The sequence below is a fragment of the Streptomyces triticagri genome (genome assembly GCF_003429565.1).
Taxonomy (GTDB): domain Bacteria; phylum Actinomycetota; class Actinomycetes; order Streptomycetales; family Streptomycetaceae; genus Streptomyces; species Streptomyces triticagri.
In genome coordinates this window covers 1-22076 of record NZ_QUAK01000013.1, presented here as the reverse complement: position 1 = coordinate 22076, position 22076 = coordinate 1, and the positions used below count along the sequence as shown (strand labels likewise).

Sequence of the window (22076 nt, the reverse complement as noted above, 5' to 3'; positions counted from 1 at the left end):
CCGGAATGCTTTCCAGGGACACTGTCCGGGCTCGAATCCCCGCTGCGTCAACCCTTGGGGCATACGTCGATGCGATTACGTCGCGCCAAATAGCAAGCATTCGGGGGCAAGTTGACAGTCAAGCAGCAGCCCACCCCGGTCCACTCAGCTCATCACAGCGACTCAGGCTTCTGGTATCGGTTCCAGCCGATCCGGCCACCGAACCCGGACAACTCACCCACCCCCGACATCACGATCCTGCACTCGAACATCCCGATGGGGCACCGCTCCATCGGAACACCTGCACCCACGGATTAGGCTGCCTCCATGGGAAAGAAGCGCTCGGGTGGTGGTCTGTCGCCCACGCAGCAGGCCGCCAAGTTCCTCGGAGTCAGCGTCCTCGCCGGGGCGGTCATGGCCGGTATCGCCCTGCCCGCGGCAGGCGCGCTCGGCCTGGCCGCCAAGGGTTCCGTCGAGGGATTCGACGAGATCCCGGCGAATCTGAAGCGGCCCCCGCTGATGCAGCGGACCACGATCCAGGACGTGAACGGCGACACCCTCGCCACGGTCTACGCCCGCGACCGCACCCTCGTGAAGCTCAAGGACATCTCGCCGTACATGCAGAAGGCGATCGTCGCGATCGAGGACTCGCGCTTCTACGAGCACGGCGCCGTCGACCTCAAGGGCATCCTGCGCGCGGTCAATGAGAACGCGCAGTCGGGCGGCGTCTCGCAGGGAGCGTCCACGCTGACCCAGCAGTACGTCAAGAACGTCTTCGTCGAGGAGGCCGGTGACGACCCGGAGAAGGTCGCCGAGGCCACCCAGCAGACGCTCGGCCGGAAGGTCCGCGAGCTGAAGTTCGCGATCCAGGTCGAGGAGGAGCTGGGCAAGAAGCGGATCCTCGAGAACTACCTGAACATCACGTTCTTCGGCCAGCAGGCCTACGGCATCGAGGCGGCCGCCCAGCGCTACTACTCCAAGTCGGCCAAGGACCTCGAGCTGCAGGAGTCCGCGATGCTCGCCGGCATCGTGCAGTCACCGAGCCGCTACGACCCGGTCAACGACACCGAGGAAGCCACCAAGCGGCGGAACGTGGTGCTCGACCGGATGGCCGAGACCGGCGCCGTCTCCCAGAAGCAGGTCGCCGAGGCGAAGAAGGCCGAGCTCGGCCTCAAGGTCAGCAAGCCGAAGAACGGCTGCATCACCGCCGACCGCGGCGCCGGCTTCTTCTGCGAGTACGTCCACAATGTCTTCCTCAACGACCCCGCGTTCGGCGAGACCAGGGAGGAACGGGCCAAGCTCTGGGCACAGGGCGGAATGAAGATCCGCACCACGCTCGACCCGCAGGCCCAGGACGGCGTCCAGTCGGCCATACAGAACAACGTCAAGCAGACCGACGAGGTGGCCACCGCCGTCTCCATCGTCGAGCCCGGCACGGGCAAGATCCGTGGCATGGGCCAGTCCTGGCCGTACGGCGGGGACTCGAAGGAGAACGAGACGACGATCAACCTCTCCGTCGACGAGCGAATGAGCGGCGGCGCCGGCTTCCAGCCCGGCTCCACCTTCAAGCCGATCGTCGCCGCGGCCGCCATAGAGCAGGGCAAGTCGCCTACGCAGAAGTACAGCTCGCCGTACCAGATGGAGTACCCGAGCCCCGTACCCACCTGCAAGGGCGACTGGGTCAACACCCGGAACGAGAAGCTGGAGAACGAGAACGACTCCGAGGTCGGCCCGTACGGCATGAAGGAGGCGACCGCGAAGTCGGTCAACACCTACTACGTGCAGCTGATCAGCGACATCGGCATCTGCCCGGTCACCGACATGGCCAAGAAGATGGGCGTGCACCGGGCCGACGGCGGGCAGCTCGCGCAGGCGCCTTCGATCGCACTCGGCACCCAGGAGATGTCGCCGCTGACGATGGCCGCCGCGTACGCGACCTTCGCCAGCCGGGGCACGTACTGCACGCCCATCGCCATCGAGGGGATCACCGGCTCGGACGGCAAGGCGATTCCGGTACCCAAGTCGACCTGTCAGCGCGCCATGTCCGAGAAGACCGCCGACACCATCAACACCCTGCTCAAGGGCGTGGTCGAGGACGGTACGGGCCAGCAGGCGGGCCTGGGCGACGCCCGGCCGAGCGCGGGCAAGACCGGTACGACGGACTTCCGGTACGCGGCCTGGTTCGTCGGGTACACGCCGAATCTGTCCGGCGCGGTGTGGGTCGGCGACCCGGCGCACAAGCGCCAGATGACCAACATCCCGATCGGCGACCGCTACTTCGACAAGGTCTTCGGTGGCGAGGTACCGGGCCCGATCTGGAAGGAAGCCATGAGCAGCGCGCTGAACGGCAAGCCGGCGCCGGGCTTCAACACGATCCACATCCCGGACGACAAGGACAAGGACAAAGACAAGGACAAGGGCCGGGACAAGCCGGACGACGGCAAGCCCGGCCGCCCGGGCGGCGTCACCGGCGGCGACAAGCCCTGGCCGGACATCTCACTGCCGCCGGACGTGATCGGCGGCGGGGGCAACGGCGGGAACGGGAACGGCGGCGGAGACGGCGGGGGTGGCTGGCCGCAGCCGCGGTGACCCCGTACGGACGTCTCGTGATCCCGCACATAGGGCTGACGGCCGCGGCGGTGAGTGACCGCCGCGGCCTCCTGCGTCAGCCGGCCAGCTGCTGCTTGACCTCGGCCGCGACCCGGCCGCCGTCGGCCTGACCGGCCACCTTCGGGTTCACGATCTTCATCACCTGGCCCATCGCGCGCGGGCCCTCCGCCCCCGCGGCCTTGGCCTCCGCGACGGCCTGGGCCACGATCTCCCGCAGCTCCTCGTCGCCCAGCTGCTTCGGCAGGTACACGGCGAGGATCTCGCCCTCCGCCTTCTCCCGCTCGGCCTGCTCGGCACGGCCGCCGGAGGCGAACGCCTCGGCCGCCTCCCGGCGCTTCTTCGCCTCCTTGGTGATCACCTTGAGCACCTCGTCGTCGGAGAGCTCGCGCGCGGAGGTGCCCGACACCTCCTCCTTGGTGATCGCCGAGAGGGTCAGCCGGAGCGTCGAGGAGCGCAGCTCGTCGCGCTCCCTGATCGCCTCGGTGAGATCTTCCTGCAACTTCGCCTTGAGCGTGGTCATGCCCGAAGTCTCTCAGGTGCCCGCCGGAAGCCGCCCGCCGATTTCTCCCGTCCCGGTGGTCTGCGACGTCCCCCGCGGCGGTCTGCGACGATGGAGCGCATGCGTGCGCGATACGGAGTACCCCTGGGAATCACGGCCACCGCGGCAGCCGCCGTGGCGTATGCGGCGGGGATCGAGGTGCGTTCGTTCCGCCTCAGGCGCGTCACCGTACCCGTACTGCCGCGCGGCATGCGGCCGTTGAGGGTCCTTCAGGTCTCCGACATCCACATGGTCGGCGGGCAGCGCAAGAAGCAGCGCTGGCTGCGCTCGCTCGCCGCGCTGCGCCCCGACTTCGTCGTCAACACCGGCGACAACCTCTCGGACCCCGATGCCGTGCCCGAGGTCCTCGACGCCCTCGGCCCGCTCCTGGAGTACCCCGGCACGTACGTCTTCGGCTCCAACGACTACTACGGCCCGAAGCTGCGCAACCCCGCCCGCTACCTCATCGAGAAGGCCCAGGGCAGGCACGGCCTGAACGGCAACGCTCCGGTCGTCGGCGCGGTCCACAACCCGTGGGAGGAGATCCGCGACGGCTTCGACGCGGCGGGCTGGGTCGGCCTGAGCAACGGCCGCGGCTCCCTCAAGATCGACGGCCACGAGATCGGCCTCACCGGCCTCGACGACCCGCACATCAAGCGCGACCGCTACGCGCACGTGGCGGGCGGGCCCGAGTCCGGCGCGGACTTCTCGATCGGCCTCGTGCACGCCCCGTATCTGCGCAGCCTCGACGCCTTCACCGCGGACGGCTACCCGCTGATCCTCGCCGGGCACACCCACGGCGGCCAGCTCCGGGTCCCCTTCCACGGCGCCCTCGTCACCAACTGCGACATCGACACGGACCGCGCCCGGGGCCTGTCCACCCACACCAGCGAGGGCCACACCGCGTACCTGCACGTCTCGGCCGGCTGCGGCACCAACCGCTACACCCCGATCCGCTTCGCCTGCCCACCGGAGGCGACCCTGCTGACCCTGGTCGCACGGGAGACCTGAGGCCGCGGGCCGTCCCGAAACCGGATTTCGTCTCCGGCCGCGGGTCCGCTAAAGTAATCGATGTCGCCGCGACGTGGTCAGCCACGCAGCACGACATCGGGGTGTAGCGCAGCTTGGCAGCGCGCTTCGTTCGGGACGAAGAGGTCGTGGGTTCAAATCCCGCCACCCCGACAGTTGAAGTAGCAGGTCAAGGGCCTGATCCGCATTGCGGGTCAGGCCCTTTTCGTGTCTCCGGTGATCGTTCGGGAGCTGGCCGGGAGCAGATCTTGGTCAAGGCTCTGCCGGAGGCCGGCGCGTCGGGCCGATGAGTTTGCCGGTTGCCTGGCGTCTTCCTCGTGACACACCCGCTGACGGATCAGGGAGCGTGAGATCCCGACGTCATGGGTGGGGAGAGAGGGAGATCAGGATGAGCAATCCGATTCGGCTGTACATGTCGATGTCGCTCGACGGATACATCGCCGGCCCGGACGATCGGCCGGGGCAGGAGCTCGGGCGCGAAGGCGGACGGCTCTTCAACTGGCTCGACGACCGGGAGTCCGACGGTCCGAGCGGCCAGGTCTACCGCGAAGCGCTGGCGACCGGCGCGGTGATCTCCGGGCGTCGGACCTTCGAACTCGCCGGGCGCTGGCAGGGCGACCACCACGACGGCGTGCCGATCTTCGTCCTCACCCACCACGTGGATGACGGGGATGTGCCACCCGGCCACGCGCGTTTCGTCACCGATGTCGAGGGCTGCGCCCGTCAGGCTCGCGCGGCCGCAGGAGACCGGCCGGTCATGGTTCATGGGGCGGGGGCGGCCCAAGCACTTCTGAGAGCCGGGCAGCTCGACGAGATGGAGATCCACCTCGTTCCGGTCCTCCTCGGGGAAGGCCGACGACTCTTCGATCACCTGGGTGGTGATCACATCGAACTCGACCTCGTCCGACGGCTCGAGGACCGCGATGTCACGCACCTCCGCTACCAGGTGCGTCGAGCGGAGGAGTCCGCATGAAGACGCTCTTCGTCTCCTACCGCGTCACCGACCTGGACCGCTCGCTCGATTTCTACACCGCCTTGGGCTACGCCGAACTGGGCAGGGTCGAGGCCGGCGACGGGGCTCGCCTCGTGATCCTCAAGTTCCCCGGCGAACCGGCCGCCTCGCTCGAACTGGTCCACCGCCCCGGCGACGGCCCGGTCGACGTGGGCAGCGGCTTCGACCACCTCGCGATCCAGGTGGAAACACTCACCACGACCCTGGAAACACTGAACGAAGCCGGCCTCGAGGCGGAACCCGTCCAGCACCCGGGCGGCCCGCACGGCCCGAAGACGTCATGGCTCACGGACCCGGACGGCTACCGGATCGAGTTGGTGGAGTGGCCGTCCGGCCATCCCGACGGCATCACCCCAGCCGACTTCGCCTGAGGCGGCGACGGCCTCCACATCGGGCTGACCGCGTGATTGCGCCGGCCGGGAGGGGCGGCGTCAGCCGTAGCGGTTCAGGTCGTGGAAGAAGTCGGGGATCGTGTGGAGGGTGCCGGTGGCGGAGAGGTGGTCGTGGACGTGTTTGGCGACGGCCATGTCGAGGACGCCGAGGCCGAACGGGGAGAAGACCACCGGGCGGTCCGCGGGGGCGGTGATGCGGTTCTCCAGGGCGTCGTGGAGCGTGCCGGCCACGAACTCCCGGTTGCCGACGCGCTGTTCGGCGAGGTGCGGGGAGGTCTGGGCCTTCATGCAGTGGTCGATGTCGTCGACGACGTTCCAGGAGTCGAGGATGATCTCCGGGGAGAGGTCGCGCAGGGAGATGTGCAGGACCAGCGGGTTGTGGGTGAACCAGGACGTGTCGGTCACATGGGGTTCGCCGGCGACGGTGGCGAAGACCACCAGGTCGCTGGAGCGGATCAGGTCCTCGGCCTTGTCGTGCACGGTGACGGTGGGCGCCGGGCCGTCGGTGTCCTGGTGGGCACGCTCCAGGTAGCCCTTGAAGCCGTCGGCGTGCTCGGCCGACAGGTCGTGCACCCCGATCTCGTCGAACTCGAGGCCGCCGCGCGTCAGATAGGTGTGCAGATAGCGGGCGATGAGCCCCACTCCGAAGAAGCCGACCCGGCGCGGACGGGTACCGCGCTGGTCGCTGAGGGTGCGTGCCGCGAGGGCCGCGGAGGCCGCCGTGCGGGCGGCGGAGATGATGGAGCTCTCCAGGCAGGCGAAGGGGTAGCCGGTCTCCGCGTCGTTCAGGATGAGCACCGCGGAGGCGCGCGGGATGCCGGCGGCCACGTTCTCCGGGAAGCTGGAGATCCACTTGATGCCGTGCACGCCGACATCGCCCTTCACCGATGCCGGCAGCGCGATGATCCGCGACGAGGGGCGGTCGGGGAAGCGCAGGAAGTACGAGTCCGGGTTGACCGTGGCGCCCTCGCCGTGCAGTCGGTACGCGGCCTCGACGACGTCGATCACCTCGCTCTCGCGTCCGCCGAGCACCTGTTGCACCTGGGCGCCGGAGAGCACCGAGAACGGCGGCACCGATGAGTTCATGGACACACTGCTCCTTCTGGTCCTGCGGGGTGTGGAGAGAAAGACGGGGCGTTCTGGTTCAGCCGATCCGGGCCAGGCCCTTGGCCCGCTGCCGGGAGCGGCCGCGGGAGACCCGCAACGGGTCCCAGTCCGCGGTCCGTTCGGGCAGCAGCGCGGGGTTGCCGAGCACCGAGCCGTCGAACAGCTCGGCGAGCAGACTGCGGCCGAGGATGTGCGAGGCGCAGGCCACGCCGCCGGTGGCGACGCCGCCCACCCCGCTGCCGTAGCGGATGGACTGCCCGACGACGTAGAGGCCGTCCACCGAGGTGACGACGTCGGGGCGTCCGGTGCTCATGCCGTACGGGGTGCCGCCGCTGGCGCGGATGTAGCGTTCGTTGGTGAGCGGGGTGGACGTCTCGACGTGGGTGATCCGGTCGCGGAACGGGCCGATCACCTTCTCCGCGGTGTCCAGGATCATGTCCTGCATCTGCTGCTTGCGGGCGAGATAGGCGGTGTTGCGCCGGTAGCGCTCGCCGTCCACGGGGCTCTTGGTGACGCCCCAGAACTCGTAGCCGGGCGGGCAGCCCGTCATCAGCTGGAAGTTGCTGTGGCCCGGCGGGCAGACGTTCGGCGAGCCCGCGTCCTTGCGGGAGGCGAAGGAGAACGCCAGCTGCGGGATGTGGCTGAACTCGCCGCGCTGCATGGCCGCGTGTGCGGCCTCCATGTCGTCGCTGCCGTGCCACCAGATGTTGGCGTTGGGCAGCCCGGGGATCTCGGTGTCGAGGCCCACGTACACCGCGACCACCGCACCGCGCATGCCGGCCTCGCGGGTCTTCTCCACCAGCTCGGGGGCGAAGGCGGCCTCCCCGCCGCACAGGTCGAGCACGGTGCGGCGGTAGTCGGCGTTCGAGATGACCAGGGGGGCCGATATCCGTTGCCCGTCGGCGAGTTCGACCCCTCGGGCCCGGTTGTCCTCGATGAGGATGCGCCGCACCTCGCAGCGGGTGCGCAGCTCGCCGCCGTACGACTCGAGCGCCTCCACGAAGGCCGCCACCAAGGCCTGGCCGCCGCCCTCCGGGTAGTACGCGCCGCGCAGGTAGTGATCCATGATGTTGACGTGCTCGGCGAAGCCGATGTCGTCCGGCATGGCGCCGTAGTTGCCGGACTGCGCGGCAAGCACGGTGCGCGCCCGGCGGGAGAGTCCGCAGTGGTCGAGGGCCTGGCCGAGGGTGCGGCGGCTCCAGCGCATCAGCTGGGGCGACTGCCGGAACAGCTGCACCATCGGCACTCCGAGCAGGCCGGAGCGGCTCATCGCCGTGACTCCCTTGGCCAGTTCGATGAACGTGTCGATGCCCGCGGTCTCCTCGGGCAGCGCCTGCCGAAGCCGCGCGGCGTAGTTGTCCCAGCCCGCCGGTACGTCGACCGTGGTGGTCGGGGTGACGATGCGGTCGAAGCCGCCCTCGTTGTCCATCGGCCGGAAGGTGATCCGGTCGCGGATGCCGAGACCGGACAGGACCGCGGGGATCAGCCCGTCGGGGCCGCAGTCGCCCAGATAGTGGGTGCCCACGTCGAACTCGTACTTGCGGCGGCGCCGGAAGACATGGGCGTTGCCCCCGGCGATGTCGTGCTGTTCCAGGACGAGGACGCGCCGCCCGTCGGCGGCGAGGTAGCCGGCGCTGACCAGCCCGCCGATCCCGCCGCCGACGACGATCGCGTCGTAGTCCGCTGCCATGCCCGCCGGCATCTCTGCTGCCACTGCACTCCCCCTCGGGCGGGCACCACCGTCAGACGGTGATGCCGCCGTGGATCTCGAAGACCGAACCGGTGATGTAGGCGGCGCGGTCCGAGGCGAGGAACGCCACCAGGTCCGCGACCTCCTCGGGCTTGCCGAACCGGCCGAGCGGCACGTTCTTGAGCAGCCGGGTGACCGCCGCCTCCTGCATGTCCCCGACCATGTCGGTGTCGATCAGGCCGGGCGCGACCGCGTTGGCGCGCACTCCGCGCGGGCCGAGCTCCTTGGCGAGGGTCTTGGTGAAGCCGATGATTCCGGCCTTGGTGGCGGCGTAGTTGGCCTGTCCGACGTTGCCCGAGATCCCGGTGACCGAGGAGAGGTTGACGATGGCTCCGCTGCGGCGCTTGCTCATCGAGAAGGCCGCGGCACGGCACACGTGGTACACGCCGTCGAGGTTGGTGCGCAGCACGTCGGCCCAGTCCTCGTCCCGCATCAGGACCAGGGGGCGGTCGCGGGTGATGCCCGCGGAGGTGACCGCGACGTCCACCGGGCCGAGTTCCCGCTCGGTGGCGGCATACCAGTCGCGTACCGCCGCGCTGTCCGCGACATCGCACCGGGTGGCCGTCACTCGGGTGCCGAACTCCGCTGCCTGCTTGGCGAGTTGCTCCGCCGCGTCCTGGTTGGAGTGGTAGCAGAAGGCCACGTCGTGACCGTCCTCGGCGAGGCGCAGCACGACGGACTTGCCGATGCCCCGGGAGCCGCCGCTGACCAGCGCGATCATGCGGCACCTCCGTTCGCCGCGGGGGCGAGCAGACGCAGTACGGCGCAGCCCACCCCGCCGTCCCGGTCCACCGCGGTGACCAGGGCGATCCGGCCGGCCGATGCCGGGTCCCGCTCCGCGACCGCGAGCACCGCGGCCAGCTGCAGCGAGGCCGCGGCGGCCGAGGTGTCGCCGATGTGCGCCATGGTCGGGACCCGGTCCAGGGCCTCGGCCGGCAGCAGCGCGTCGAGCGCGGCGCTCTCGGCCCGGCCCGAACGGCCCGGGGCGGCCGAGGGGCAGGCGGCCCACACCTCTTCCGCGCGCACACCGGCCCGGTCCAGGGCCTGACGTACGCAGGCGGTGACCGCGGCCGCCGGGTCGTCGTCGATGTCGACGCGCGACTCGACGGCGAGGACCGAGGCAAGCGCCGGGCGCTGTGCCCGGCCGGCCAGCTCGAGGAGGAACATTCCGCAGCCCTCGCCGAGCAGCGGGGACTCCTCGCCGCGCTCCACGGCGACGTGCTCGAGCCAGGCGTGCGCGGCGCTGAACTCCTCGGCGCTGCCGCAGAGATACGAGCTCGCACGGCCCTGGCCGAGCAGACGGCGGGCGTAGTTCAGCGCGAGCAGGCCGCTCACCCGGCCGCCGCCGAGTGTGGTGTTGGGGCCCTTGAGGCCGTGCCGGATCGCGCAAGCGCCGGCCGCGTGGTTGAGGGTGCCCACCGGGATCTTCCCGGCGTCCACGTAGAACGGGCGGGCGTTCGTCAGGGACTGGCGCATGCCTTCGGTGATGGTCTCCAGGCTGCCCATCGAGCTGCCGACCACGACTCCGGTCAGTTCGTCGGTCTCCAGGGCCACTTCGCCGTCCGCGTCGCGAAGCAGCTGGTCGGAGGCGACCATGACCAGGGCGGAGAGCCGGTCGAGCTTGCCCGTGCCCTTCTTGCCGAGCAGCTCCTTGATGTCGAAGCCGGGGACCAGGCAGGCGTGCGGGGACGGCAGGGTGCCGGTGACCTGGGAGGCGTCGACGGCCGTGGATGCGGCGGAGCCGAGGCCCGCGGTGAAGGCGGCGCGGTCCAGGCCGTACGGCGACAGGGCCGTCCAGCCGGTGATGACGAGCTGGTCCGCCGACAGCTCCGCGGCCGGTGCGACCGCTTCGGACACTGCGGTACTCATGATCAGACTCGCTCCCCGTACTTTCCGAGAATCAGGATGGCGTTGTTGCCGGCGAACGCGCTGGAATTGTTCTGCACGATGCGGACGTCGGCTTCGACCGATTCGTTGGGCACGCAGTCGACCGGGCACTCCGGGTCCGTCTCCACGTGGTTGATGGTCGGTGGGATGAAGCCGTGCTCGATGGAGAGGGCGCAGGCGATGGCGCCGAGTGCGCTGGCCGCGCCCATCGAGTGGCCGAGCATCGACTTCAGGGCGACGGTGCGCGGCGGGGTGTCGCCGTACACGTCGACGATGGCGCCGGACTCGGTCTTGTCGTTGGCCTTGGTGCCGGTGCCGTGCGCCGAGATGAAGTCGACCTCGTCCTGCTTCACTCCGGCGTCGTCGAGGGCGAGGCGGATGCCGCGGGCGATGCCCTCGCGGTCGGGTGCGGTGGGGTGGTTGGCGTCGCAGGACAGCCCGTAGCCGAGCACCTCGGCGTAGATCCGGGCGCCGCGGGCGAGCGCCGACTCGAGGCTCTCCAGGACGAGTACGCCGGCGCCCTCACCGGTCAGGATGCCCCGGCGGTTCTTGTCGAAGGGGCGTACCCGGTCCTCCGATGTGAGTGCTCCGAGGCGGTAGAAGCTGACGAACGCCTTGCGGCAGACGGCGTCCGCGCCGCCGCAGATCGCCAGGTCGGTCTCGCCGGAGCGGATGCTGTCGAGGCCGTAGCCGATGGAGTAGTTGCCGGCCGCGCAGGCGGTGGTGACCGTGTTGGCCTCCACATTGGGCATGCGCAGTTCGCGGGCGACGGCGGTGGACAGGCGGCCGGTGTTGATGCGCCTGGCGAGGACCGGGTCCATCACCTCGGGATCGCCGGCCGCCACGTCCATGGCGATCAGGCGGTCCAGGTCGTGCGATTCGCCGTCGGTGGTGCCGATGCTGACGACGGACTGCCTGTCGCCCAGTTCGTCCTCGGTCAGGCCCGCGTCCTCGACGGCCATCCGGGCCGCGGCGAGCGCGAACTGCCCGGCCTGGCCGACGTCGTCGAGCGGTACGTTGCGGATCCACTGCTCCGGGTCGAAGTCGGGGACCTCGCAGGCGTGCACCTGGTCGAAGCCGGTGGTGTCGAATCGGGTGATCTCTGCGGCGCCGTTACGGCCGGCCCGCAGCCCCGCCGTGTACTCCGCCAAGCCGGTGCCGATGCTGGTGATCGCGCCGAGGCCGGTGAGCACCACCCTGCGGCGGTCCCCGACCTCTGGCGACGGTGAGGTGGACATGGGACTCCTTTGACTCGGTTCACTGCGGCTGTGATCGCCGTACGGGCACGGTGGGGTGCGGGCGGCCGTGGGCTGCGCCCGGTGCCGGGCGATGTCACGCCCCGGGGACCGCCCCGGGGCGGGTCACCAGCCGGCGGCTGCGGCGGCGACCTGGTAGGTGGCCTCGACGTTCACCATCTTCGGAAGCTCTTCCATGTCGATGACGATGGAGTACTCCATCTCGATGGCGGCGAGGATGTCGATGAGCTTGAGCGAGTCCGCGCCGAGTTCGTCGATGAACAGTGCGGTGTCGCTGAGCTCGGACGCGTCCTGGTCGATGTTCTCGGCGACGATCTCCCGGATGCGGGTGAGGCGGTCGGGCACGACGGTGGTCATGGTTCTCCTAGCTGAGGATCCGACGAATGGATTGAGAAGCTAGCCGGAGCCGATGACGGCCAACTGACTGCTCGCTGACGGGTTTTGGCCACGGGTCCGGGCATGCGGCAGGGCCGGCCCGCCGTGCGTCGGCGGACCGGCTGTCGGCGGGCGGTGGCCCGCTCGTCAGTTGCCGACGGCCCGCCGGAAGCTGCGCAGGCTGCCCGCGACCGAGACGGTCAGCAGCAGGGCCAGCATGATCGCCGTCACCAGGCCGGGGTGGTCGGCGGGGAAACCGCTGCCGGTGGATCCCGCGGGGTCGTTGCCCCACAGCCGGCGGGTGGTGGTGATGACCGAGGTGACCGGGTTCCATTCGGCGACCGGCTGCAGCCAGCCGGGCAGACCGCTCACCACGACGTAGGCGTTGGACAGGAAGGACAGCACGATCAGGACCAGGGCTCCGGACCCGTCGATGGCCTCCACGTTCTTCATCACCGTGCCGAGCAGGATGCCGACCCAGAGCATGGTGTACACGAAGGCGAGCAGCACGCCGAACCCGGCGAGGGTCTGCAGCGGTCCGTTGTGCGGCCGCCAGCCGACGGCGAAGCCGACCGAGCAGACCACGGTCAGGCTGACGGCGCCGACGAACAGGTCGGAGAAGGTCCGCCCGATCAGCACGGTGCTGGAGGCGATGGGCATCGAACGGAACCGGTCCACCAGGCCGTTGCGCAGGTCCATGGCGACCCCGATGGCGGTCGGTCCCACGCCGGTCAGGCCGACCTGGATGGCGATGCCGGCCATGATGAAGTCCTCGTAGGCCACATTGCCCGGGATGTTCATCGAGTCGCGGAAGAGATAGCCGATGGCGATCAGCATCACCAGCGGGTTCATGGTGACCAGGACGAGCCGTCCCGGCGAGCGCCGCAGATGGGTCAGATGCCGCCCGGCCAAGGCCAGGGTGTCCCCGGTGTAGCCGCGCAGCCCTCCGGTGCCGCCGCGCGGCGGTGCCGTCTGCCGGTGGCTGCCGGCTGTCGCTGTCGTCATCGCTGAGCCCCCTGGTACGCGGGGGCCAGCGCGGGCGCCGCGGCGCTCCGGTCCCGCTGCGTCAGATCGAAGAACACGTCGTCGAGCGACGGCTTGTGCAGTTCGAAGTCGATGGTGGTGACGCCCTTGTCGCGCAGGGCGGCGACGGCCACCGCCACGTCGTCGAGGCCGCGCCTGAGCTGTACCGAGACCCGGGACTCCGTGTGGTCCACGGCCGGTTCGTTCCCCAGGCCGAGCATGGCGAGCGCGGCGGCCGCGTCGGCGAGCATCTCCGGCCGGGCCACGGTGACTTCGAGGCGTTCGCCGCCGACGTTCCGTTTGAGCGCGTCGGGAGTGCCCTCGGCGATCACCCGGCCCGAGTCGATGACGGCGATGCGGTCCGCGAGTTGGTCCGCCTCCTCCAGGTACTGGGTGGTGAGCAGCAGCGTGACGCCCTCGGCCACCAGGCTCCGCACGATGTCCCAGAGGATGACGCGGCTGCTCGGGTCGAGGCCCGTGGTCGGTTCGTCGAGGAAGAGCACCTCGGGTTCGCCGATCACACAGGTGGCGAGGTCCAGGCGGCGGCGCATGCCGCCGGAGTAGGTGGACACGGGACGGTCGGCGGCCTCGGTGAGCCCGAACCGGTCGAGCAGCTGGGCGGCCCGGTGTGCCGAGCCGCGCTTGCCGAGCCGCAGCAGCCTGCCGAGCAGCACCATGTTCTCGCGCCCGGTGAGCATTTCGTCGACGGCCGCGTACTGGCCGGCCAGGCCGATGCGCCGGCGCACCTCGCGGCTCTGCCGGACCACGTCGTGGCCCGCCACGAAGGCGCGGCCCGAGGTGGGTTCGAGGAGGGTGGCGAGGATACGGACCGTGGTCGTCTTCCCCGCGCCGTTGGGCCCGAGGACGCCGAGGACGGATCCGGCGGGCACGGCCAGGTCGATTCCGTGCAGCGCGGTGTGCGACCGGTAGGCCTTGCCCAGTCCTTCCGCGTATATCGCGGTGTCGGTCTGCATGCCGATCAGGCCTGACGCTGCAGGCTGAGCGGACGCATGTCGGTCCAGTGCGTCTCGACGTAGGCGACGGCATCGGCCCGCGGGGCGGCCTCCAGGACGACCGTCCAGCCGTCCGGCACCTCGCTGAAGGACGGCCAGAGGGAATGCTGGCCCTCCGCGTTGACCAGTACGAAGAACGTGCCGTTCTCGTCGTCGAAGGGGTTGGCCATGGCTGATCTCCCAGGGTTCGGTGGGTGTACGTGGTCGTGGTCGGGCGCCGGCGGCGGGGTCAGAGAGCCGTCCTGTCCCGCAGGGCCGCGTCGACGAGGCGCCCGATGTGGGCGGCCGGCGCGGGCCGCATCATGGCGTGGTGCCCGCAGGGCACGTCATGGACCGTGAGGCGGTCCGCGGTGGAGCCGCCCAGATGCGGCTCCCAGCTCTTGGTCTTCAGGTCGTGCTCGCCGGGATCGAGGTCCTCGGCCGCGACGAACAGCGTCATCGGTCCGTCGAAACTGCCCGGTGTGAAGCGCTGGAACAGTTCCAGGTTGTTGCGCATCACCCGCACCAGGCGCTCCAGGGTGTCCCGTTCGAAGGCGGCGAGCGGGCTGTCCGTCGTACGCAGCACGGACGCCACGGTGTCCGGGGTGAGGGGCGGCAGTCCCTGTGGGTCGATGCCCGCCTGCTGCAGGAACTCGGCGAGGAACTCCGCGTCGCTGGGCCGCGCGTCCTGCGCGTCGTCCGGGTAGGCGTCGAGATTCGCGAGGAAGGCGACCCGTTCGCCGGACTCCTGCAGCCGGACCGCCATCTCGTGGGCCACCACACCGCCGTAGGACCAGCCGAGCAGGTGGTACGGGCCGTGCGGCTGTACGGCGCGGATCCGCCGTACGTAGTCGTCGGCGACCTCGGCCAGATCGGTGGGCAGCGGTCCCGGCTCCGCGATCCCCGGCGCCTGCAGCCCGAACACCGGTCGCTCGGGCGGCAGATGCTCGGCCAGTGCGGCGAACGGGATGCTGAAGCCGAGTCCGCCGTGCACACAGAAGAGCGGCGGCAGCGTGCCTCCGGCGCGGATGGGGAGCAGCGGGGCGAGCATGTCGAGGCCCTCGGTGGCGCTGCCGCCGGATGCGGCGAGCGCCTCGACGGTGCGGTGTTCGAAGACGGAGCCGAGGCCGATGGAGAGGCCTTCCGCGGCGGCCGCGTTGACCAGGCGGATGGCCTTGAGGCTGTCGCCGCCGAGGGCGAAGAAGTTGTCGTCGAGGCCGACCCGGTCGAGCTCGAGCACCGTCCGGATCGCCGCGCACAGGGCCCGTTCGGCCCGGTCACGGGGTGCGCGCAGCTCGCCTGCGGCTCGCCCGGTCTCGGCCGGGGCGGGCAGTGCGGCGGTGTCGAGCTTGCCGTTGACGGTGAGCGGCAGTGCGTCCAGGAAGGCGTACGCGGTGGGGATCATGTAGTCGGGCAGGCGCCGGGCGAGGTGGGTCCGCAGTTCGGCGGCGGTCGGGGCGGTGCCGGCGGACGGCACCGCGTACGCGGCGAGTTCGCGTCCGCGGGTGGTCGCCGGGGCGAGAACGGCGGCGCGCGCGACGGACGGGTGGGCGGCCAGGGCCTGTTCGATCTCACCGAGCTCGATGCGGTAGCCGCGGATCTTGACCTGCTGGTCGGCGCGGGCGACGTACTCGATCCGTCCGTCGGCGTTCCACCGCACCAGGTCCCCGGTGCGGTACATGCGCGTACCGGCGGGGCCGTACGGATCGGCGACGAAGCACCCGGCGGAGAGCCCGGGCCGGCCGAGATAGCCCTGCGCCAGACCCGGTCCCGCCAGGTACAGCTCCCCGACCACACCGCGCGGGAGCGGTCGCAGCGCGGTGTCGAGCACATAGGCGCGGGTGCCGCCGACGGGGCGTCCGATCGGCACGTTCGATGCGGTCGGCGCCAGTTCGGTGACGGTGTGGGAGAGCGCGAAGGTGGTGTCCTCGGTCGGGCCGTACACATTGACCAGGGTCAGGGTGGGCAGTGCGGCGCGCAGCCGGGCGATGTGGTCGACCGAGTGCGCCTCGCCACCGGTGAGCAGCAGCCGCAGCGAGCCGAGCGCCTGCGGGGCGGTGTCCACCAGGACGTTGACGAACTGGGTGGTGAGGAAGGCGACGGTGACTCCCGCGGCGGACAGGAACGCACCGAACGCCGCGGGGTCGGGGTGCCCCGGCGGGGCGATCGCGAGCCGCGCCCCGTGCAGCAGCGGCGTGAGGATCTCGAAGGTGGAGGCGTCGAAGGCGACGGCGGCGAAGTAGAGGTACGTGTCCGCGCCGCCCACCCCGAGGTGGCCGAGGCCGTGCGCGAGCCGGAGCGCCGCCCGGTGCGGGACGGCGACGCCCTTGGGGCGGCCGGTGGAGCCGGAGGTGTAGATCACGTACAGCAGGTCGTCCGGTGTGACGGGCACATCCGGGGTCACCGGGGGTTGCGCGGCCAGGGTGGCGGCGGTCCCGGGCTCGTCCAGGACGACGGTGCGCACGCCGGTGAACTCCGGTGCCGGCCGCGAGGCGTGCGGGCCGTGCTCGGTCAACAGCAGCCGGGCGCCGCTGTCCTGGAGCATCGTGGCCATCCGCTCCTCCGGGTACGCCGGGTCGAGCGGCAGGTAGACCGCGCCGGCCTTGGCCACGGCGAGCAGTGTGGTGACGGTCAGCGGCCCGCGTTCCAGGCAGAGGGCGACCCGGTCGCCGCGGCGGACTCCGCAGACGGCCACCAGGTACTGGGCGAGGCGGTCGGAGTCGGCGTCGAGTTCGGCGTACGAGGTGGTGGACGGGCCGGTGCCGTGCACGAGGGCGACCGCGTCCGGGGTGGCCGCGGCCTGCCGCGCGAAGGCCTCGACGACCGTGCCGGGCGGCGCGGCGGCGTCGGTGCGGTGGTCGGCGCGGTCGTCGGTGCCGAGGTCGGTGCCGAGATCGTTGGTGCCGAGGGCGAAGAGCGTCTCGCGCTCCTCGGCGGTCAGTGCGTCGAGGTCCGAGATCGGGCGGGTGGGGCGGGCGAGTGCCTGGCGCAGCACGTTCACATAGGCGTCGGCGATGCGCCGTGCGGTGCTCTCCTCGAAGAGCTCGGCGCTGTACTCCAGAGCCAGGTCGAGGCCGTCCGCGCCGGGGCGGGTGCCGGGGCGTGCGGTCAGTTGGAAGAAGAGGTCCCATTTGGCCGTCGCGCCGGACAGCTCCACGGTCTCCAGGGCCAGGTCGCCGTCGGCGGTGGCCGGATGGCCGCGTCCGTCGCTCTCGAAGGCCAGCATCACCTGGAACAGCGGATGGCGGGCCATCGAACGCTCCGGGTTGAGCTCCTTGACCAGCTGCTCGAAGGGCACGTCCTGATGCTGGTACGCGGCCAGGTCGAACTCCTTGACGCGCTCGACCAGTTCACGGAACGTCGGGTCGCCGCTGGTGTCGGTGCGCAGTACCAGGGTGTTCACGAAGAACCCGACGAGCTCGTTGAGCCGGTCGTCGCCGCGTCCGGCCACGGGGCTGCCGAGCGGGATGTCGTGCCCCGCACCGAGCCGGGTCAGGGTCGCGGCGAGCGCGGCCTGGGTCAGCATGAAGGGGCTCACGCCCCAGTCGCGTGCCGCCTCCTGGAGTGCCGCCACGACCTCGTCGGGCACGGCGAGTCGCAGGGTGCCGCCGCGGTGGCCGGTCCGGGTGCCGCGCGGGCGGTCGAAGGGCAGCCCGAGTTCGTCCGGGAGACCGGTGAGGGCCTTCTTCCAGTGGTCGAGCTGGCGGGCGAGCAGGCTGTCCGGATCGTCCGGGTCGCCCAGCAGCTCGCGCTGCCAGAGCGTGTAGTCGGCGTAACTCACCGGCAGCGGCGCCCAGTCGGGCGCCCGGCCGGCCCGGCGTGCGGTGTACGCCTCGGTGAGGTCGCGCAGCAGCGGTCCGAGCGACCAGCCGTCGGATGCGATGTGGTGCAGCACGAGCAGCAGTACGTGCTCGTCCGGGCCGGTCGCGAACAGCCTTGCGCGCAGCGGAGGTTGGCTCGTCAGGTCGAATGCGCGGGCGCTGTGCGCGGCCAGTGCGTCCGCGAGCGCCGCCTCGGCGATCTCGGTGACGGGCAGCGGGACGGGGCAGTCGGCGGGCGCGAGCACACGCTGCTCGGCCCTGCCGACTCCCGCGCCGGAGGCTCGGGGGGCGGCCTCCTCGCGTCCGGCACCGGGCAGGGGGGCCACCCGGGTGCCGGAGTCTTCTTCCTGCGCGTCCCCGCCCACCTCGGGGAACACGGTGCGCAGCGCCTCATGGCGGGCCGATACGTCCGCCAGGGCCGCGCCGAGCGCCTGGCGGTCGAGGCGGCCGGTGAGGCGGACGGCCAGTGGTACGTGGTAGAGCCCGCCCGATGCGCCGAGCCGCTCGATGAACCAGAGCCGCTGCTGCGCGTACGACAGGGGAATGCTGTCCGGCCGTACGGCGGGGGCCAGTTCGGGCCGGGCGGCGGTACGGTCGGTGCCGCGTTCGGCGAGGCGGGCGGCGAGCAGGGCCGCGGTGGGCGCCTCGAAGACGTCCCGTACCCGCAGCTCGGTGGCGAGCTCGGCGCGGACCCGGTTGACGATGCGGGTGGCGAGCAGGGAGTGGCCGCCGAGGTCGAAGAAGTTGTCGTCCACACCGACCCGTTCGAGGCCGAGCAGCTCGCCGAAGGCGGCGCAGACGACGCGTTCCTGCTCGGTGCGGGGGGCTCGGCCGGAGCCGGTACGGGTGGGGGCCGGCAGGGCGGCGCGGTCCAGTTTGCCGTTCGCGGTCAGCGGCAGGGCGTCCAGGTGCACCACGGCGGAGGGGACCATGTGCTCGGGCAGGCGCCGGGCCGCGAAGCTCCGCAGTTCGTCGGCGTCGGCCTCCCGCACCACCGATTCCGGCACCACATAGGCGACGAGGCGCTGGTCACCGGGCCGGTCCTCGCGTACGACGACGGCGGCCTGCGCGACGGCGGGGTGCTCCTCGAGTACGGTCCCGATCTCGCCCGGCTCGATCCGGAAGCCGCGCAGCTGCACCTGCTGGTCCGCGCGGCCCAGATACTCCAGGGTGCCGTCGGGGCGCCACCTGGCGAGGTCGCCCGACCGGTACATCAGCGTGCCCGGGTCACCGAACGGGCAGGCCACGAACCGCTCGGCGGAGAGTCCGGGCCGGTTGAGGTATCCCCGGGCCAGTCCGGGACCGGCCACGTACATCTCGCCGGGCACCCCGGCCGGGACCGGCTCAAGGGCGCTGTCCAGGACATACACCCGCAGCCCCGGGATGCCGCGGCCGATCGTGCTCGCCGGGTCGGCGGCCGCGGACCGGGTCAGTGCGTGGTACGAGACGTGCACGGTGGTCTCGGTGATCCCGTACATGTTGACGAGCCGCGGGGCGTCCTCGCGGTGCCGGGCGTACCAGCCGGCGAGGCGGCCCGGGTCGAGTGCCTCGCCGCCGAACACCACGTGTCGCAGGGCCAGTTCGGGCCGCAGTTCGGCGTCGGCGCGCATCAGTTGGTAGAACGCCGACGGGGTCTGGTTGAGCACGGTGACGCGTTCCCGGTCGAGCAGTCCGAGGAATTCCTCGGGCGAGCGGGACACCCCCCACGGCACGACGACCAGGCGCCCGCCGTTGAGCAGCGCGCCCCACAGCTCCCAGACGGTGAAGTCGAAGGCTATGGAGTGGAAGAGCGTCCACACGTCGTCCGCACCGAAGCGGAACGAGTCCTGGGTGGAGTCGAGCAGCCGCAGCACGTTGCGCTGCGGTACGACGACGCCCTTCGGCCGGCCGGTCGAGCCGGAGGTGTAGATGACGTACGCCGGGTGGCCGGGGCGCCGCCGGGGCCGGGGCGGGGTGTCCGGGCGGGCCGCGACGGCCTTGCGTACCGACTCGGAGTCCAGGTGCAGCACGGTGGTGCCGGGCTGCTCGGGCAGCGGGCCGTCCAGGGTGGTGAGCGCCAGGGCGGGCCGGGCGTCGGCGAGGGTGTGGGCGATGCGGTCGGCGGGATAGGCGGGGTCGATCGGCAGGTACGCGGCACCGGACTTGAGGACGGCGAGCACCGCCACGACGAGGTCGGCGCCGCGCGGCAGGGTGAGCGCCACGTACGTCTCCGGGCCGGCGCCGAGTGCGCACAGGTGCCGGGCGAGGCGGTTGGCGCGGCGATCGAGCTCGCGGTACGTCAACTCCACGCGCTCCGAGGCCTGTTCGGGCCGGTCTGTCTCCTCGGGGTCGGTCGCCGGCACGGTGACGGCGATCGCGTCCGGAGTGCGGGCGGCCTGCGCCTCGAAGCGCTCGGGAATGCTGTCCTCGCTGCCGGCCGCGGGCGGGGTCGCGGAGGCGCTCCGGCCGTTGAGGATCCTGCGCTGCTCGGCCGGGTCGAGTCCCCCGAGTCGCGCGAGCGGCACCTCCGGGTCGTCGGCGACCCGGGCCAGGGTGGCGATCAGCCGATCGAGGATGCCCTTGGCCCGCTCATGGCTCAACACGGCGGGTATATGGGCGAGTTGGATGTCGATCCGATCGCCGGGGAACACGGTCAGGCTCAGCGGGTAGTGGGTGGCGCTGTGCACACGTACGGCATCGACCGTGGATCCGCCGGCCGCCGCCAGGTGCTGTTCGTCCAGCGGATAGCTCTGGAAGGCGAGGACGGTGTCGAAGAGTTCACCCCGTACGCCACAGGTCGCCTGGGCTTCGGCGAGCGGCAGATGGTCGTGCGGCAGCATGGCCAGCTGCTGCTCCGCGAGCGTGCGGAACAGCCGGGATGCGGGCTGTGCGGGACTCAACTGCGCACGGACGGGCACGGTGTTGGCGAAGAGGCCGATCATCGACTCGACGCCGGGCACCTCGGCCGGACGGCCCGAGGTCACCGCTCCGAACACCACGTCCTGGCGTCCGGTGAGCCGGCAGAGCAGAGCCGACCAGCAGCCCTGGACCACGGAGTTGAGGGTGACGCCACTGCGGCGGCACCATGCGGCGAGGGCCGCGGTGCGCTCCGCGTCGAGCGCTCCGCGCACGGTCTCCGGGAGTCCGTGGGCGCTGCTGTCCGCCTGGTCGGCGGGGACGATCCGGACCGGCTCCTCGACGCCGTCGAGCGTCTCGGCCCAGGCCCGGCGGGCGGCCGCGCGGTCCCGGCCGGCCAGCAGGGCGAGGAAGGTGCGGTACGGCACGGGCTCGGGCAGGTCGCCCGTCTCGCCGGTGACTGCGGGGCCGAGGAGTTCGCCGGCGGCCAGCGGCAGGGACCAGCCGTCCATCAGGATGTGGTGCACGGTCCAGATCAGCCGCGTGCGTCCCTCGCCGAGCCGGAGCAGGGTGAAGCGCATCAGGGGCGGCCGGGCGGGGTTGAAGCCGCGCAACCGGTCCTGGTCCGCGAGGCGTTGGGCCTCGACCTGCTGTTCGGCGCCGGTCAGGCCGCGCAGGTCGATCTCGTGCCAGGGCAGCGGTACGTCCTCGGCGTGCGGGACGACCTGCACCGGGTCGCCGTTCCTGCGGGTGCGGAAGCAGGCGCGCAGGTTCGGGTGCCGCCGCAGCAGCGCGGTGGCCGCGGCGGGCAGCGCGCCGTCCTGCGGGCTCGGGTCGAGGTCGACGACGAACTGCAGGGTGTACGGGTCGGGTTCGCCCTCCGGCCGGTCCGCCGAGGCCAGGAACAGCAGGCTCTCCTGGAGCGGTGACAGCGGCAGTACCTCACTGATCCGGGGCCGGCCGCCGGTGCGTCCGGCGGCCGCGACGGAACCGGTCACGACAGCTCCTCACTCAAGTCGAATTCGAGGTCGGCGAGTTCGTCGGCGGAGAGGTCCACGAGGGGCTCGCCGCCGGCGTCCGGCAGGGGCGAGCCGCCGGTGGCCGCGGGAACGGCGCCGGGCGTGACGGAGAGCTGCAGCGTCACATCGCTTTCGGGCGCCTCCTGGGTTCGCTCGGTGGCGAGTTGGGCGAGTGCGGCGACGGTCTTGTGGGTGAACACATCCCGCGTGGTCAGGGACAGTCCCGCCTTACGAGCCCGCGCCACCACCTGGATCGACCGGATACTGTCCCCGCCCAACGCGAAGAAGTCCTCATCGATCCCCACCCCCGCCACACCCAGCACCTCCGCGAAGATCCCGCACAACACACCCTCACGCTCACCCCGCGGACCCCGCACCCCACCAGACCCGGCACCAGCCCCCGTCAGGACCTCCTCGGTCACCGCCGGCAAAGCCTTCCGATCCACCTTCC

General features: G+C 71.4%; 16 protein-coding genes and 1 tRNA gene. 5 read left to right on the top strand and 12 right to left on the bottom strand.

Annotation, left to right across the window (positions count from 1 at the left end):
* Nucleotides 1-306 precede the first annotated feature (306 nt).
* Nucleotides 307-2568: a transglycosylase domain-containing protein gene (locus tag DY218_RS01935; protein ID WP_128554112.1), complete on the top strand. Its 2262-nt coding sequence runs from the start codon at nucleotides 307-309 to the stop codon at nucleotides 2566-2568.
* A gap of 76 nt (nucleotides 2569-2644) precedes the next feature.
* On the opposite strand, the gene DY218_RS01930 is transcribed toward DY218_RS01935, so the two are convergent.
* Entirely contained in the window at nucleotides 2645-3109 is a 465-nt protein-coding gene (locus DY218_RS01930; RefSeq protein ID WP_128554111.1) for a GatB/YqeY domain-containing protein, read from the bottom strand.
* A 99-nt stretch (nucleotides 3110-3208) separates the two neighbouring features.
* Between DY218_RS01930 and DY218_RS01925 the strand changes: the two genes are divergently transcribed.
* The 4 genes from DY218_RS01925 to DY218_RS01910 all read left to right on the top strand — a co-directional run bounded on the left by DY218_RS01925 (nucleotide 3209) and on the right by DY218_RS01910 (nucleotide 5539).
* Complete coding sequence (locus DY218_RS01925; RefSeq protein ID WP_128554110.1) at nucleotides 3209-4138, top strand: metallophosphoesterase; 930 nt, start codon at nucleotides 3209-3211, stop codon at nucleotides 4136-4138.
* Nucleotides 4139-4235: 97 nt separating this feature from the next.
* Nucleotides 4236-4309: transfer RNA gene (locus tag DY218_RS01920), tRNA-Pro, on the top strand.
* 235 nt (nucleotides 4310-4544) lie between these two features.
* Nucleotides 4545-5129 (top strand): dihydrofolate reductase family protein, encoded by a 585-nt coding sequence (locus tag DY218_RS01915; protein ID WP_128554109.1) that lies wholly within the window; start codon nucleotides 4545-4547, stop codon nucleotides 5127-5129.
* Nucleotides 5126-5539, top strand: a complete 414-nt coding sequence (locus DY218_RS01910) for a VOC family protein (RefSeq protein ID WP_128554108.1) — start codon at nucleotides 5126-5128, stop codon at nucleotides 5537-5539. The genes DY218_RS01915 and DY218_RS01910 overlap by 4 nt, the downstream gene beginning before the upstream one ends.
* Nucleotides 5540-5599: 60 nt before the next feature.
* On the opposite strand, the gene sbnB is transcribed toward DY218_RS01910, so the two are convergent.
* From sbnB to DY218_RS01855, 11 genes are all read right to left on the bottom strand, one after another.
* Nucleotides 5600-6646: a 2,3-diaminopropionate biosynthesis protein SbnB gene (gene sbnB, locus DY218_RS01905; protein ID WP_128554107.1), complete on the bottom strand. Its 1047-nt coding sequence runs from the start codon at nucleotides 6644-6646 to the stop codon at nucleotides 5600-5602.
* Between the two features lie 58 nt (nucleotides 6647-6704).
* On the bottom strand, nucleotides 6705-8381 hold the full coding sequence (locus tag DY218_RS01900; protein ID WP_233521299.1) for a phytoene desaturase family protein: 1677 nt from the start codon (nucleotides 8379-8381) through the stop codon (nucleotides 6705-6707).
* A gap of 28 nt (nucleotides 8382-8409) precedes the next feature.
* Entirely contained in the window at nucleotides 8410-9138 is a 729-nt protein-coding gene (fabG, locus tag DY218_RS01895; protein WP_128554106.1) for a 3-oxoacyl-[acyl-carrier-protein] reductase, read from the bottom strand.
* Nucleotides 9135-10286, bottom strand: coding sequence for a beta-ketoacyl synthase N-terminal-like domain-containing protein (locus DY218_RS01890; protein WP_128554105.1), 1152 nt, complete (start codon nucleotides 10284-10286; stop codon nucleotides 9135-9137). Before DY218_RS01890 ends, fabG begins: the two co-directional genes overlap by 4 nt.
* A gap of 2 nt (nucleotides 10287-10288) precedes the next feature.
* Nucleotides 10289-11542, bottom strand: coding sequence for a beta-ketoacyl-[acyl-carrier-protein] synthase family protein (locus DY218_RS01885; protein ID WP_128554104.1), 1254 nt, complete (start codon nucleotides 11540-11542; stop codon nucleotides 10289-10291).
* Between the two features lie 123 nt (nucleotides 11543-11665).
* Complete coding sequence (locus tag DY218_RS01880; RefSeq protein WP_128554103.1) at nucleotides 11666-11917, bottom strand: acyl carrier protein; 252 nt, start codon at nucleotides 11915-11917, stop codon at nucleotides 11666-11668.
* Between the two features lie 165 nt (nucleotides 11918-12082).
* Nucleotides 12083-12940 (bottom strand): ABC transporter permease, encoded by an 858-nt coding sequence (locus DY218_RS01875; protein ID WP_128554102.1) that lies wholly within the window; start codon nucleotides 12938-12940, stop codon nucleotides 12083-12085.
* Nucleotides 12937-13932 (bottom strand): ATP-binding cassette domain-containing protein, encoded by a 996-nt coding sequence (locus DY218_RS01870; protein ID WP_128554101.1) that lies wholly within the window; start codon nucleotides 13930-13932, stop codon nucleotides 12937-12939. Before DY218_RS01870 ends, DY218_RS01875 begins: the two co-directional genes overlap by 4 nt.
* 5 nt (nucleotides 13933-13937) lie before the next feature.
* The gene (locus tag DY218_RS01865; protein WP_128554100.1) at nucleotides 13938-14141 is read right to left on the bottom strand and encodes an MbtH family protein; all 204 of its coding nucleotides are present in this window, start codon (nucleotides 14139-14141) and stop codon (nucleotides 13938-13940) included.
* 59 nt (nucleotides 14142-14200) lie between these two features.
* The gene (locus DY218_RS01860; RefSeq protein WP_128554099.1) at nucleotides 14201-21604 is read right to left on the bottom strand and encodes an amino acid adenylation domain-containing protein; all 7404 of its coding nucleotides are present in this window, start codon (nucleotides 21602-21604) and stop codon (nucleotides 14201-14203) included.
* On the bottom strand, nucleotides 21601-22076 hold a 476-nt coding region (locus DY218_RS01855), incomplete at its 5' end, for a phosphopantetheine-binding protein (RefSeq protein ID WP_147336114.1). The genes DY218_RS01855 and DY218_RS01860, both read right to left, overlap by 4 nt.

Bases quoted from the DNA above. Each gene is read 5' to 3' on its own strand.
- DY218_RS01935 (WP_128554112.1), top strand. From the start codon at position 307: ATGGGAAAGAAGCGCTCGGGTGGTGGTCTGTCGCCCACGCAGCAGGCC.
- DY218_RS01930 (WP_128554111.1), bottom strand. From the start codon at position 3,109: ATGACCACGCTCAAGGCGAAGTTGCAGGAAGATCTCACCGAGGCGATC.
- DY218_RS01925 (WP_128554110.1), top strand. From the start codon at position 3,209: ATGCGTGCGCGATACGGAGTACCCCTGGGAATCACGGCCACCGCGGCA.
- DY218_RS01915 (WP_128554109.1), top strand. From the start codon at position 4,545: ATGAGCAATCCGATTCGGCTGTACATGTCGATGTCGCTCGACGGATAC.
- DY218_RS01910 (WP_128554108.1), top strand. From the start codon at position 5,126: ATGAAGACGCTCTTCGTCTCCTACCGCGTCACCGACCTGGACCGCTCG.
- sbnB (WP_128554107.1), bottom strand. From the start codon at position 6,646: ATGAACTCATCGGTGCCGCCGTTCTCGGTGCTCTCCGGCGCCCAGGTG.
- fabG (WP_128554106.1), bottom strand. From the start codon at position 9,138: ATGATCGCGCTGGTCAGCGGCGGCTCCCGGGGCATCGGCAAGTCCGTC.
- DY218_RS01890 (WP_128554105.1), bottom strand. From the start codon at position 10,286: ATGAGTACCGCAGTGTCCGAAGCGGTCGCACCGGCCGCGGAGCTGTCG.
- DY218_RS01885 (WP_128554104.1), bottom strand. From the start codon at position 11,542: ATGTCCACCTCACCGTCGCCAGAGGTCGGGGACCGCCGCAGGGTGGTG.
- DY218_RS01880 (WP_128554103.1), bottom strand. From the start codon at position 11,917: ATGACCACCGTCGTGCCCGACCGCCTCACCCGCATCCGGGAGATCGTC.
- DY218_RS01875 (WP_128554102.1), bottom strand. From the start codon at position 12,940: ATGACGACAGCGACAGCCGGCAGCCACCGGCAGACGGCACCGCCGCGC.
- DY218_RS01870 (WP_128554101.1), bottom strand. From the start codon at position 13,932: ATGCAGACCGACACCGCGATATACGCGGAAGGACTGGGCAAGGCCTAC.
- DY218_RS01865 (WP_128554100.1), bottom strand. From the start codon at position 14,141: ATGGCCAACCCCTTCGACGACGAGAACGGCACGTTCTTCGTACTGGTC.